Source organism: Rhodopirellula sp. UH5, assembly GCF_056839225.1.
Window position 1 is genome coordinate 2,015,249 of sequence record NZ_CM166390.1, and the last position, 12,611, is coordinate 2,027,859.

Annotated in this window: 12 protein-coding genes; 10 read left to right on the forward strand and 2 right to left on the reverse strand. The window is 58.0% G+C overall.

From position 1 onward, the window contains the following. The first annotated feature begins 37 nt into the window (after nt 1–37). The 9 genes from UH5x_RS07385 (at nt 38) to UH5x_RS07425 (ending at nt 8,936) form a co-directional block, all read left to right on the forward strand. Complete coding sequence (locus UH5x_RS07385; RefSeq protein ID WP_236696012.1) at nt 38–1,090, forward strand: lipid-binding SYLF domain-containing protein; 1,053 nt, start codon at nt 38–40, stop codon at nt 1,088–1,090. 58 nt (nt 1,091–1,148) lie between these two features. Beyond that, the gene (locus UH5x_RS07390) at nt 1,149–2,537 is read left to right on the forward strand and encodes a sulfatase family protein (RefSeq protein ID WP_482635252.1); all 1,389 of its coding nucleotides are present in this window, start codon (nt 1,149–1,151) and stop codon (nt 2,535–2,537) included. A 455-nt stretch (nt 2,538–2,992) separates the two neighbouring features. Then, complete coding sequence (locus UH5x_RS07395; RefSeq protein ID WP_482635253.1) at nt 2,993–3,865, forward strand: orotidine 5'-phosphate decarboxylase / HUMPS family protein; 873 nt, start codon at nt 2,993–2,995, stop codon at nt 3,863–3,865. A 249-nt stretch (nt 3,866–4,114) separates the two neighbouring features. Next, entirely contained in the window at nt 4,115–5,143 is a 1,029-nt protein-coding gene (locus tag UH5x_RS07400) for a zinc-binding dehydrogenase (RefSeq protein ID WP_482635254.1), read from the forward strand. A 92-nt stretch (nt 5,144–5,235) separates the two neighbouring features. Beyond that, nucleotides 5,236–6,129 carry a sugar phosphate isomerase/epimerase family protein gene (locus UH5x_RS07405; RefSeq protein WP_482635255.1) on the forward strand — a complete coding sequence of 298 codons (894 nt, stop codon included), beginning with the start codon at nt 5,236–5,238 and terminating at the stop codon, nt 6,127–6,129. Nucleotides 6,130–6,177: 48 nt separating this feature from the next. After that, nucleotides 6,178–7,140, forward strand: a complete 963-nt coding sequence (locus UH5x_RS07410; RefSeq protein WP_482635256.1) for an SGNH/GDSL hydrolase family protein — start codon at nt 6,178–6,180, stop codon at nt 7,138–7,140. A 29-nt stretch (nt 7,141–7,169) separates the two neighbouring features. Further along, complete coding sequence (locus UH5x_RS07415) at nt 7,170–7,406, forward strand: hypothetical protein (protein WP_482635257.1); 237 nt, start codon at nt 7,170–7,172, stop codon at nt 7,404–7,406. A 37-nt stretch (nt 7,407–7,443) separates the two neighbouring features. Beyond that, nucleotides 7,444–7,716: a hypothetical protein gene (locus tag UH5x_RS07420; RefSeq protein WP_482635258.1), complete on the forward strand. Its 273-nt coding sequence runs from the start codon at nt 7,444–7,446 to the stop codon at nt 7,714–7,716. Between the two features lie 86 nt (nt 7,717–7,802). Next, on the forward strand, nt 7,803–8,936 hold the full coding sequence (locus UH5x_RS07425) for an IS110 family RNA-guided transposase (RefSeq protein WP_482633045.1): 1,134 nt from the start codon (nt 7,803–7,805) through the stop codon (nt 8,934–8,936). A gap of 474 nt (nt 8,937–9,410) precedes the next feature. Here UH5x_RS07425 and UH5x_RS07430 read toward each other — a convergent pair whose 3' ends face one another. Together UH5x_RS07430 and UH5x_RS07435 are read right to left on the reverse strand one after the other, a co-directional pair. After that, entirely contained in the window at nt 9,411–10,034 is a 624-nt protein-coding gene (locus UH5x_RS07430; protein WP_482635946.1) for a metallophosphoesterase family protein, read from the reverse strand. Between the two features lie 184 nt (nt 10,035–10,218). Further along, complete coding sequence (locus UH5x_RS07435; protein ID WP_482635259.1) at nt 10,219–12,057, reverse strand: TIGR03960 family B12-binding radical SAM protein; 1,839 nt, start codon at nt 12,055–12,057, stop codon at nt 10,219–10,221. Between the two features lie 179 nt (nt 12,058–12,236). Between UH5x_RS07435 and nirD the strand changes: the two genes are divergently transcribed. Continuing rightward, the gene (gene nirD, locus UH5x_RS07440; RefSeq protein WP_047812951.1) at nt 12,237–12,557 is read left to right on the forward strand and encodes a nitrite reductase small subunit NirD; all 321 of its coding nucleotides are present in this window, start codon (nt 12,237–12,239) and stop codon (nt 12,555–12,557) included. Nucleotides 12,558–12,611 lie beyond the last annotated feature (54 nt).

Consider the following 12,611-nt stretch of genomic DNA (forward strand, 5'->3'; position numbering starts at 1 on the left):
GCGAATGAGAACGCTTTCACCCCAAGGAATGTGCACGATGGAGCTCTCTCACCAACCGCAATTTCGCTTCGCTCGGCGCATTGCGATGACGACCGCAATCATCCTGCTGGGATGGACGCAGCCCGTCTCGGCCCAGGTTGTCGAAGAACAAACGGTCCAATCAGCGACCGCGGTCTTGAATGAAACCATGTCCACGCCGCTGAGCCAAATCCCGGCTCAGATGTTGCAAGATTGTCACGGGGTCGCCATCGTCCCCAACGTGATCAAAGGCAGCTTCATCGTTGGGGCGCGACATGGAAAAGGATTGCTCTTTATCCGTGATCCCGATGGCACGTGGCATGCCCCGGTTTTCATCACCTTGACGGGCGGCAACGTCGGTTGGCAAGTCGGCGTGCAAGCCTCGGACATCATCCTGGTCTTCAAAACGGCGCGCAGTGTGCAAGGGATCTTGTCAGGCAAACTCACGCTGGGCGGTGACGCATCAGCGGCAGCGGGCCCGGTCGGACGTCAAGCCGCCGTGGCAACCGACGGCCAACTGCAAGCGGAAATCTACACCTACTCTCGAAGCCGCGGCCTGTTCGCGGGCGTCTCGATCGACGGAACCGTCGTGCGGGTCGATCAAGTCGCAACCGGCATGTACTACCAAAGCCCAGCCCCAGGCCAACCGGTGGTCATCCCCACCTCGGCAGCCCAATTGACGCAGGCCGTTGCCCGTTACGCTGGTCAACAAGCCCAGGTCACGCCTCCGGAACCACAATCGCAGTTCGCTCAACAATACCGAAGCGATCGTCCCGCCGTGCTGCAGGACCAGTTGCTGCAAATCGCTCCTGAGCTGTTCAAACTGCTGGATCCCCAATGGACAGCGCACCTGGCACTGCCGCTGTCAGCCAATCCCAACCAAGCCCCGGATCCGCAGGCGCTGGCAGCGGCAGTTGCACGCTATGACCAAGTGGCAAACGACCCGCAATACGCATCCTTGTCGGCACGTCCGGAATTCCAATCCGTCTACAGCCTGCTCAAGTACTACCAGCACGCGCTGACCCCCAACGCTCAAACGATCCAGCTGCCGCCTCCGCCGAGCAATCGTTGATCGTCCTTGGACCTGTCCTGCTCCTCCCCCAACTCTGCACGCCTGAACGAATTGTCGAATGCGTTTTCTCCTGATCTTGCTTGGTTGCCTTCCGCTGACCGTTTCGTCCGCCGACGATTCACGGCCCAACATCGTGCTGATCATGGCCGACGACATCGGCATCGAGGGATTGGGTTGCTACGGAGGAGTCTCCTATGACACGCCTGCCCTGGATCATTTGGCCAGCGGTGGCGTCCGGTTCACGCACGCGTATTCGCAACCGCTGTGCACCCCGACTCGAGTTCAATTGATGTCGGGCAAGTACAACCATCGCAACTGGAAGACATTTGGAATCCTCGATCCTAACTTGAAGACGTTTGGTCACCGAATGAAGGAGGAGGGTTACGCCACGGCAATCTTTGGCAAGTGGCAATTGCAATCCTACGACCCACCCGGATACCCCGGCGCAGAAGACCGGCGCGGAACCGGAATGCATCCCCAAGACGCAGGCTTTGACCAATACGCTCTGTACCACGCCTTGCACACGGAAGACAAAGGATCGCGTTACGCCAACCCAACGATGCTGGAGGGCGAAGCAGGGCAGGGCGGTGAACTGAAAACCTACCCTGGCCAATTTGGCGAGGATGTCTGGGTGGAAAAGACAATCGACTTCCTCAAGCAAGATCGCAACGAACCGGCGTTTGTCTATTACCCCATGGCTCTGCCTCACTGGCCGTTTGTCCCCACGCCAATCAGCGACGACTGGGATCCATCCCAACCAGTCGTGGAGCAACTGAAGTACTTCAAGGACATGGTCGAGTACATGGACGTTGCGGTTGGGAACTTGATCCAAGGGCTGCAGGCCAATGGTTTAAGAGACAACACAATCGTCATTTTTTACGGCGACAACGGAACGCACCTGAAAGTGGTTTCCAAGCTTTCCGATGGACGGTCCATCCGAGGTGGCAAGGGGCTGACCAAGCAAACCGGCATCCACGTACCGTTGATCGTGTCCTGGCCAGGCCACATCCAACCGGCCGTGAGTGACAAGCTGATCGATGCATCGGATTTCTATCCCACGCTGATTGAGTTGGCGGGCGGCAAAGCGGCAGAAGACCCAACGATGGACGGAATCAGCTTCGCCCAGGAATTGTTTGGCAAACAGGGACAGGAAAAGGAATCCCTGTTCTTTTGGTACGACCCTCGTCCCGGCGAAGACAAATCGCAGTTCACTCGCGAAGTGTTCGCACTCAACCGAACCCACAAGGTCTTTCGCGATGGCCGTCTGTTTCGGTTAACAGATCGCCCGCTCGAAGAGATCGCGATCGATCTGGATCATGCCACCGAGCAAGATCGAGCCGCAATGAAAGAGCTTCATCAACGCATCACCGAGGCGATGGCGGGAGTCGACGAACCACCACTGCTGGATGCCACCGGCCAACCGATCGCCCAGCAAATTTCGCGGTAGCGTTGTGCGGACTTGCACGATCCGGCTGGCAAACATGCGGCCGCATCGGAACCAAATGCTCGAAAGACGAGCATCGCCTGCAGCATGAAAGCTTGGGATGAAACAGGTCGGCAAGAGTCTTTCGGCATTTGAACTCTTTTGGCAGACGCCACTGTTCCCACGTGCAAGCTGGGCGAACGCTGGGCTGCGAAATGTTTGGTGTCATGAAACGCATTCGTTTGCACACGTTTTCATCCCGGTAGGGATGTCAGATGGTAGCCGTCGGTAAGCGATCGCGTCACCGACGGACTGTAGCCCGCGTCGCCACTCTCCATCCCGCCGTGGCCATCGGCCACGGCGGGATGGAGAGTATTTTGGGGGACGCTCGTTTTCCGGGGGTACGCTGCTACGCAGCGACCCCCGGCTACCATCTGACATCCCTCCCGGGATGAAGAAAGGCAGGAGCTGGAAGAAAAGTGGCATCCGCGATCGGAGCGTCAACACCAAACGTTTCGCAGCCCAAGCGAACGCTCACATGGTTCTGCCCGATCATTCCTGCCTACCTGCTTAGCAACACTCCTGGACGTTTGGAATGCGATACAATTCGGGCCTCCCGCCTGAACCCCGCCTTCCTTCCCACCTACAGAGGCCGCCCGATGCGTCCGATCGTTCAGATTTCGTTGGACCTGACCAACATTGATGAAGCCCTTGAAACTGCCGAACTGGCAATGCGTGCGGGGGTGGATTGGCTGGAGGCGGGAACCCCGTTGATCTTGGCAGAAGGCTTGCACGGCGTCCGAGAACTTCGTGCCGCGTTCCCGAAAACGCCGATCGTCGCCGATCTTAAAACGATGGACGGCGGGTACTTGGAAGCCGAGATGATGGCGAATGCCGGCGCCACCCACGTCGTTGTCATGGCTCGGGCTCACGAAGAAACCATCCGCTGCGTCGTCCAAGCGGGAGCCGACTTCGGTTGCCAAGTCATGGGCGACAACATGGTCAGCGAAGACATGGTCGCCGGTGCCAAACGACTGGAAGACCTGGGGTGCGGTTTTGTCATCCACCACATTGGGTACGACGAACGACGAGGCATCGCGGCTCGCGGCGACCGAATGCCCAGCCCGCTGGATCAATTGCGTGAAGTGGTTCAGGCGGTGAAGGTTCCCGTCCAAGCCGTCGGAGGTTTGTCGATCGAACAAGCCATCGAGTGCCCCAAGTACGGCGCCCCTTTGGTGGTCCTGGGCGCGCCTCTGACCATCGACGCCGACGCCTTTCGCACCGCCGATGGTGACCTGGAATCCTCCCTGCGAATGATCTGCGAAGCCGTGCACGCCCAAGACGTCGTCTAAGCAGGTACGCAGGTGTCATCGGGTATGTGAGCCGTTGGCGTTAGCCACGGTTTTCACTCGCAACCGGGGTCAACGCCCAAACGGCTCACAGGGTGAACCCCAATCATTCCTGCTTCACAGCGCCAACAAGCTCTCTGTCATAACCCGCAGCGTGAGCGAGGGACGGAGTTGCCCCGAACTCCTCGCGACTGCTCTCGGATCATCAGACGTTCCGACTCTTTTTCACTTCGACAATCAACAGGCAAACCCATGCAATCCGCCGCGGTAGTGAACTACGCTCCCGAACCGAACTCCGTTGAAATTCGCGAAGTCGATCGTCCTGAGATCGGATCGCAAGATGTCTTGCTGGAAGTCTCCCACGTCGGCGTCTGCGGCAGCGATCTTCATCAGTGGACCGCCCATCATTCTTGGCCGGTGAACTACCCCGTCGTACTCGGCCATGAATTTGGTGGCCACGTCGCGGAGATCGGAAACGACGTGGAGGGCTGGAAAGAGGGTGATCGCGTGGTCAGCGAAACGGCCGCGATCATCGATTCCAACAACCCGATGTCACGGCGTGGCCTCTACAACTTGGACCCCACACGAAAGGGGTTCGGCTACGGCGTTGACGGGGCAATGACTCGCTATGTTCGCGTTCCTTCCCGCATTCTGCATCGTGTCCCCGACTCACTCGCGTTCGAACACGCTTGTCTGACCGAACCGTGCTGCGTCGCTTACAACGCAGTCGTTCGCAACGCACGCATTGAACCGGGCGATCGAGTTGTCGTGATGGGGCCCGGCACGATCGGCATCCTATGCGCCGCCATGGCCCGACTGTGCGGTGCCGAGGTGGCTTTGGTCGGGCTGGAATCCGATTGCCACCGACTCAACATCGCGGTGGAACATTACGGTTGCCAAGGCATTGTCGGTGATCCATCCGGATGGGCCAACGAACGTGATGGACTGGGATGCGACGGCGTGATCGATGCGGCCGGATCCAGTGCCACGCTGGAGATCGCCATGCAAGTTGTGCGACCAGCGGGATGGATCAGCAAAGTCGGCTGGGGCCCGCAACCGCTCGGCTACAACCTGGATCCACTGGTTCAAAAGAATGTGACCTTGCAAGGAAGCTTCAGCCACAACTGGCCCATCTGGGAACGCGTCTTGGCACTGCTCGCCAGCGGACAACTGAACGTTCAACCGATCATCGGCGGGATCTGGCCCATCGACCAGTGGCAAACCGCCTTCGAAAAAATGCACCGCGGCGAAGTCGTCAAATCAGTCCTTCAACCCATCTGATCCCCCGTGGCATAGACTTCCAGCGTTTTGAAGAACACCTCCACAGGCTGGAAGCCGATGCCACTTTCCTCCAACAAACAGCAGTCTCTACCATGCCTCAACTGGCCGCGTTTCCCAAAGCCTACATGACCGCGTTGTGCAAAGACGGTTCGATGAAGCTGGCCGAGTGGTTTGAGCTTGCGTCGACACTGGATGTGCAAGGCCTGGAGTTCTACGCCGGGTTTCTTGAACTGGAAAACCAAAGCAACTGGCCCTCGCTTCGCCAACAAGTCGAAGACCTCGGGATGGTCATTCCCATGCTGTGTTGCTCGCCCGATTTCACTCACCCCGATCAAGCCTTCCGCGACGCTCAGATTCAACAGCAAATGCGTTGGATCGAAATGACGGAGACGCTGGGTGGCAGCTACTGCCGAGTGCTCAGCGGACAACGACGTCCGGAACTGTCGACCGACGAAGGCATCCGCTTGGCGGCCGGCTGCATCACCCAGTGCCTCCCCTATGCCGCCGATCGTGGAATCACACTGATACTCGAGAATCACTACAAGGATGACTTTTGGGAGTACCCTGAGTTCGCTCAATCGATGGACGTGTTTTGTGACCTGGTGAATGCCATCGAGCATCCGAACTTCGGCGTCAACTACGATCCCAGCAACGCGTTCTTGGCCGGTGACGATCCACTGGAATTGCTTCGTCGAGTGTCTCACCGCGTCGTCACCATGCACGCCAGCGATCGCTTCCTGATCGAAGGCACGCTCGAGGACTTGCGTGCCGAAGAAGGTGGATCGGTCGGCTACGCCCAACGACTTCGGCATGGCGAAATCGGCAAAGGCCTGAATGACTATGATGCCATCTTCCGCGAATTGAAATCAAAAGGATTTGATTCCTGGATCAGCATCGAAGACGGGGTGGATGGCATCGACCAACTTCGCCGCAGCGCTGATTTCTTGCGAGGCAAAATTGCCGAGCACTGGAATGGATCCAACTGAATCCACACTTCATTTCATTCATTTTCCCACCCCGAAAGAACGCCGCTCATGTCCAGCCGTCGGTCAGTCACTTCAGCTCCAAGCAAACGCAAACAACTCCCCCGGTTCACCGCCGCCATCACGGCTTGCTTGCTCCTGATCAGCTTCCCTTCCAAGCCAATCTTTGCGGACGAATCCGACATCGATTTGCTGGCCACCTCACGAATTGCGGTGGTGGGTGACAGCATCACACAAGCCGGCCACTACGTTTCCTTTTTGTCGTATCAACTGCACACGCAGTCGCCTGGTCGCAGCTTCGACATTTACCCTCTGGGCTTGTCCAGCGAAACCGTCTCGGGACTGAGTGAAAACGGGCACGCAGGTGGCAAGTTTCCCCGGCCTTGCTTGTTCGAACGATTCGAGCGTTTGCTGACCAAAGTCAAGCCAGACGTTTTGATCGCGTGCTATGGAATGAACGACGGGATCTACCAACCGCTTTCCGACGATCGATTTGCGGCATTCCAGAACGGCATCCGCAAGATGATCGACCAAGCCCAGCAGGCCGGCGTGAAAAAGATCTATCTCGTCACACCACCCATCTACGACTACGCTCCCACCGGCGACTCATTCAATTACGACACCGTGCTCAGCGCCTACGCACGCTGGGAAATGGAACTGGACATCCCCGACGTCACCGTCATCGACTTGCACACCGCGATGCGAGCCGCCAGGAAAGAACGCGACCAACCCTTTTCAAAAGACAAGGTGCACCCCAACGAGGAAGGGCATTGGTTGATGGCGCAAACCATCGCATCGGCATTGGGGTCCCCCGACACAACCACGACGCTGGCGGAAGCGAAAGCGGATCCCGTGTTCGCATCGATCGATGCGATCCGCAACCTTCGCTGGAAAGCCTGGATGAACCACATCGGCTACACGCGAGAAAAGACCTACCCGCCCCAACCACTCGGTGAAACGGAAGCACTTGCCAAGAAACAACAAGGCATGCTTTTCCAGCTTCTCCGGCAATGAAACCTTGCACACAAAGCCGCGGAGCGACGATGGACGCCCCGAATCGCAAACACCTGTCACCGCTCCGCGGCTTGTCCGGTTCAGTGCCGCCACATCGAACTCGGGTTGAAACCCGAGCCTATCAACTGTCACCGCTCCGCGGTTGGATGATCGACACCACCCCACAAACCAGTCGCGGAGCGACGGACCCCGGCCACGCGACACAAACACCTGTCGCCGCTCCGCGGCTTGTCCGGTTCGGTGCCGCCACATCGAACTCGGGTTGAAACCCGAGCCTATCAACTGTCACCGCTCCGCGGTTGGATGATCGACACCACCCCACAAACCAGTCGCGGAGCGACGGAAGCCGTCAGCCTTGGGTTTCAACCCAAGGTCATCAACGCTCCCAACACGCCCCCAGTCGCGGAGCGACGACATCCAGCCACGCGACACAAACACCTGTCGCCGCTCCGCGGCTTGTCCGGTTCGGTGCCGCCACATCAAACTCGGGTTGAAACCCGAGCCTATCAACTGTCACCGCTCCGCGGTTGGATGATCGACACCACCCCACAAACCAGTCGCGGAGAAACTATGTAGGGGGCAAGTCAGAGTGGAAAAGATTTGGCACACTCGTTGGGACGTTTAATAGCTTTTGAAACAATCCACAACGAGGTACCAAATCCATGTCCAAGTCTATCATGATTGGCTGCGACCTTCACGACCGCAGCATGCTCCTTCGCTACGCCGTCGGCACGCAAGTGCCCCAGCAACTTGCCCACGAAAACAATCCATCGGGACGCCGAAACATGATCGCGCGGATCAAACGGCTCGCTGACAAAGAGCGGTGCCAGCGAATTGTCTTTGCATACGAAGCCTCCGGGCTCGGGTTCGGGCTCTCCGACGAACTGCACGAAGCGGGCATCGAATGCTACGTCCTTTCGCCATCACTGTTGCCCACCACCCCGAAGTCCGCCAAGCTCAAGACGGATGCCAAGGACGCTCAAATGCTATTGGAACAAGTCCGTGGTCACGTTTTAGCCGGTAATTCGCTGCCGGTCGTCTGGACGCCACCCCAGCGACTTCGTGATGACCGGGAGCTCGTCCGGGCTCGGATCGACGTCGGCGACGAGCTGACTCGCGTCAAACTGAAAATCCTCTCGGGGCTGAAGCGACGCGGCATCACCAAGCCGTCGTGGTATCAAACCCACTGGACCAAGCGATTCGTTCGCTGGCTGCGAGAAGACGTGATCGCTCAGATGGACTCGGTCGTCGCCGCGACGTTCGAGCGACTAGCGGATCGTTACGAAGCCTTCCGTCAGGAACAGACCAAGCTCGACAGCGCGTTGCGAAAACTATCGGGCGAATCGCGTTACGCCGCTGCTCATAAAAGGCTGCGTGAGATTCCTGGTGTTGGGCTGTTGACGGCGATGACGTTCCTGACCGAGATGGGTGACCTGACGCGGTTCAGCAATCGCCGGCAAGTTGGTGCGTATTTGGGGCTGGTTCCTTCGAGTCATGAAAGTGGAGAGAGTGACAATCGCAAAGGCCGAATCACGCGTCAGGGGCCTGCCAGACTTCGCAAATTGCTCTGTCAAGCGGCCTGGGTATCGATCTCGCGGAGTGAGTCAGCGGCGAAGGACTACCATCGCATCAAACAGGGCCAAAGCAAACGAACCAAGAAAGCACTCGTGGCGATGATGCGGAAGCTCGGGGTGGTGATGTGGCATCGTGCCTTGGAGTGCGGTGTGTCGAGCGAATTACTCGGGCGGAGCGGCCCAGTTGATCTTCAAGAGGCTTCGAGGATGCAAGCTGCCTAGAAGAGAGAACGACCACCGTGCGATGCCACTGAATCCGCAATTGAAGTTGAACCACATCCAACAACCGAACCGTCACCTGCTAGGAGAGGAATTTTCGTCACAGGGTTGATGCTTGAAGTCTTTTGAAGAGATTCCCGCATTGGCCAAGAGTCCTTCGAGAGTCGCGATCGAATCGTCGCTGGGTCCTCCCCGTCGCGGAGAATGATCCGGCTCTCACTTGAATCACCCGCTTTGCGAAGCGAACTCGTTTACTGATCTGACGGCAATCCTGTCACGATCGAATAGCAGCTTGCGATGCAGATCGGAATCTCCCAGCGAGATCCAAAATTCACCCTTGACGAAAAAACCTACATAGCAGCGACGGAAGCCGTCAGCCTTGGGTTTCAACCCAAGGTCATCAACGCTCCCAACACGCCCCCAGTCGCGGAGCGACGACATCCGGCCACGCGCCCGCAAACGCTTGAAACCAACGTGCTACTTGGGGACGTCGACGAAAACCCCGCGTGGCCCGGCGTTCAAGATCGGCGTCGATCCCAACGTCACCTGGCGTTCCCAATCGCTGTGAATGTGACCACAAACAGCGAACCGTGGCTTCTTCGCCAGGATCGCGTCGCGAATGGCTTGGCTTCCGCGGACACGTCCCGCAGTGTCGTGATCAACGGTGTCCAGGGCTGGTGAATGCGTGATCAAGATCGCTCCCTCGGGACACCCCGCCAGCATCTCCGTGGCTTGTTCTTCATCGAAGTCGTAACTCCAGTCACCAAACGGAGTCACGGGGATGCCCCCGCCCACGCCCCACACCGGGACGGAACCCGCCTGCAGTTCGATCTCACATCCTTCTCCGTGCAGCACCATCGCGGACTTCCAATTCACGGTTGCCTCGCGCAGCTCTTCGACCGTCTCCCCGTTGCCGGGAACCAGCACCGTGGGTTGTGTGATTGATTGCAGGAGAGCGAGCGTATCAGACAAACCTTCGTGCCGGTTGGCAAAGTCACCGGCACCCAACACCAAGTCCGCTTGATCGGCAAGTTCCACCAGTCGCTTGGCGGCATCCTGGTCACGATGCAGGTCACTGAAACAAAGCACGCGGATGGTCATCGGTTGGTCTTGCTGGGAAATACTGGAAGAAAGAGACAGGTCAACGCCACACCCCGCAGCATTGCGGGTTGTGACTTGCCTGGACACGGCCAATTGCTGTCGTAATGGGCGAGGCCACGAATCCTTTGGCAGGACTCATCGCTTCGTCCACTACGACAACCCGACACGCATTGATCGAACGTTGCTACGTCGCGTTGGCCATGTCCGTCAACTGAATGGTGGCACGAGACTGTTCTTTTTCGAGGTAAGCACGCCCGAACTTCACGTTGACGTGATCCCAGGGAAGCTTGTCCATCATCTCGTACTTCTGATGCACCTGTTGATCGATATCAATGCCAGCGTCCTGGATCGATTGCCACCAACGATCGGCATCCAGGTGTTCGGTCCAGCCATCCATGCGAGCCCCGCGTTCCCAAGCCAGCCGAATGGCCTTTCCGGTTCGCCGGTCGCCGCGGCTGATCACGCCTTCCAACAAGCTTGTTTCGATGTCGTGACACTTGATGTTCACGCTGCGAATTTTGCGGCGTTTCCAAAGGTAGCTGTGTGCCCACTGGAAGTATTCGCGAGACTGCATCCCGTTCCATTGATACGGTGTGTGCGATTTCGGGACGAAATTTGAGACGCTGGCCGTGACTCGGGCGTACCGACCGTTGACCTCTTTGCCGACCGTGGAAATCGTTTCCGCCAAGTCCACGATGCCGTCCAAATCGACCGGACGTTCCCCCGGCAAACCGCACATGAAGTACAGCTTCACGCTTTCGAAACCGTTCTGGAATGCCGCCCGGCATCCCTCGATCAAATCGCTGTTCTTGATCTTCTTGCGAATCTGCTGCCGCATGTCATCCCGAGCCACTTCGGGTGCCAACGTCAGCGATTTCCGCCGGGTGCTTCCCAGCAATTCCGGCAGCGTTCGCAGTTGGTCGTTGACTCGCAAACTCGGCACACTGATGTTCACATCCAGCGGCACAAAGACTTCATGCAGCCGCTTCACAAGCTCCGCAAAGTGCGGGTAGTCACTGCTGGAGAGCGACAGAATGCTGATCTCGTTGAAGCCTGTGCTGCGGTAGCTCTCCAGCGCGGCGTCGACGATCGTGTCGACCTCCCGAATTCGCAGCGGGCGTTTGATGACCGTGCTCTGACAGAACCGGCACAGGTGCGGGCAACCACGCATGATCTCGATCGCGATTCGGTCGTGCACGCAGTTGACATATGGAACAATGGGCTCGGTTGGCAACGGCATGCCATCCAAGTCACTGATCACGCTGGGTGCGATCGTTTCTGGCACGTCGTCTCGCGTTCGGACAATCGATCCAATTCGGTTGTTGTCCGAATACTGGGGCTCGTAGAACCGGGGCACATAAGCGTACGGCAATTGTTGGGCGACGCGGGCCAAGGCTTCTTCGCGTTGTTTCCGGCCCTCTTCGCCGGTCGCATACGTTCCATCGGGCAAGCGAACCTCTTCGCGAAGACTGATCCACAAGTCACAGATTTCAGGCAGTGCCGGTTCACCATCGCCAGTCACCATCACATCGAAGACGTCGGCCATCGGTTCGGGATTCTGACAACACGGCCCTCCCGCGACCAACAACGGATCCGCCATCGTTCGATCAACCGCGTCCAGCGGCAGGCCGCCCAGGTCGACCATCGTCAACACATTCGGCGAACTGATTTCGTACTGCAGCGACAACCCGATCACGTCAAACTCGTTCAGCGGCGTGAACGTTTCCAGCGTGTACAGCGGCAAGTGATGCTCACGCAGTTTCGCTTCCATGTCCGGCCAAGGCATGAAGACTCGCTCCGCACACCAATCGTCCCGCCGATTGATCATCGAATAGAGCACTTGCAACCCGTGGTGGCTCATCCCGATCGTGTACGCATCGGGGAACCCAACGGCGATTTTCCCGCGAAGTTTGCGATGGTCTTTGACAACGATATTGCGTTCCCCACCGACGTACTGAGCCGGCGTTTGCACGTGCGGCAAAACGCGTGATTCGAGTTTTCGTCGGAGTTCGTGATGAATCATAAAAAAATGGCACCAAAGACGGATCGAGTGGTCAAGCGACGACCAGATGTTTATTAAAGCGAATCTGGCCGCCCGAGTCATCCTCAGCCTCATTGGGGAATCGGCTGGGGTGCGATAAAACGGGGGATCAGAACGCTGAGCGGCGAGAACGAAGTCCACACCAAACAGAGAATCAAGACATGAGCGAATACGAAAGCGTTGGGAAGGTTTCCGATTTTGAAGACAACGTCGGCAAAGCGGTCCCCGTCGACGGCCGAATGGTCGCGGTTTTCCGCAAAGGCGACGAATGGTACGCGATCGACGATCTGTGCCCCCACATGGGTGCGTCGCTGGCCGAAGGTCACGTCGAAGAAAACACCGTGACTTGCCCTTGGCACGCGTGGCGATTCTGCATCAAGGACGGCACCTGGGAAGACAACCCGCGAACCAAAGTCGATTGCTTCGACATCAAAATTGAGAACGACGAGGTTTGGGTGCGAGAAAAGCCGGACGCGGAATAGCACCGCGTTTCCGCCGCATTCGACTCTGCGTTCCCCGCTCGCCCCCCACCGCGA

What these genes read in the sequence shown, in the direction of transcription:
- UH5x_RS07400 (WP_482635254.1), top strand. Translation starts at nt 4,115, where the DNA reads ATGCAATCCGCCGCGGTAGTGAACTACGCTCCCGAACCGAACTCCGTT.
- UH5x_RS07430 (WP_482635946.1), bottom strand. Translation starts at nt 10,034, where the DNA reads ATGACCATCCGCGTGCTTTGTTTCAGTGACCTGCATCGTGACCAGGAT.
- UH5x_RS07420 (WP_482635258.1), top strand. Translation starts at nt 7,444, where the DNA reads ATGATCGACACCACCCCACAAACCAGTCGCGGAGCGACGGAAGCCGTC.
- UH5x_RS07385 (WP_236696012.1), top strand. Translation starts at nt 38, where the DNA reads ATGGAGCTCTCTCACCAACCGCAATTTCGCTTCGCTCGGCGCATTGCG.
- UH5x_RS07415 (WP_482635257.1), top strand. Translation starts at nt 7,170, where the DNA reads ATGGACGCCCCGAATCGCAAACACCTGTCACCGCTCCGCGGCTTGTCC.
- UH5x_RS07435 (WP_482635259.1), bottom strand. Translation starts at nt 12,057, where the DNA reads ATGATTCATCACGAACTCCGACGAAAACTCGAATCACGCGTTTTGCCG.
- UH5x_RS07390 (WP_482635252.1), top strand. Translation starts at nt 1,149, where the DNA reads ATGCGTTTTCTCCTGATCTTGCTTGGTTGCCTTCCGCTGACCGTTTCG.
- UH5x_RS07405 (WP_482635255.1), top strand. Translation starts at nt 5,236, where the DNA reads ATGCCTCAACTGGCCGCGTTTCCCAAAGCCTACATGACCGCGTTGTGC.
- nirD (WP_047812951.1), top strand. Translation starts at nt 12,237, where the DNA reads ATGAGCGAATACGAAAGCGTTGGGAAGGTTTCCGATTTTGAAGACAAC.
- UH5x_RS07425 (WP_482633045.1), top strand. Translation starts at nt 7,803, where the DNA reads ATGTCCAAGTCTATCATGATTGGCTGCGACCTTCACGACCGCAGCATG.
- UH5x_RS07410 (WP_482635256.1), top strand. Translation starts at nt 6,178, where the DNA reads ATGTCCAGCCGTCGGTCAGTCACTTCAGCTCCAAGCAAACGCAAACAA.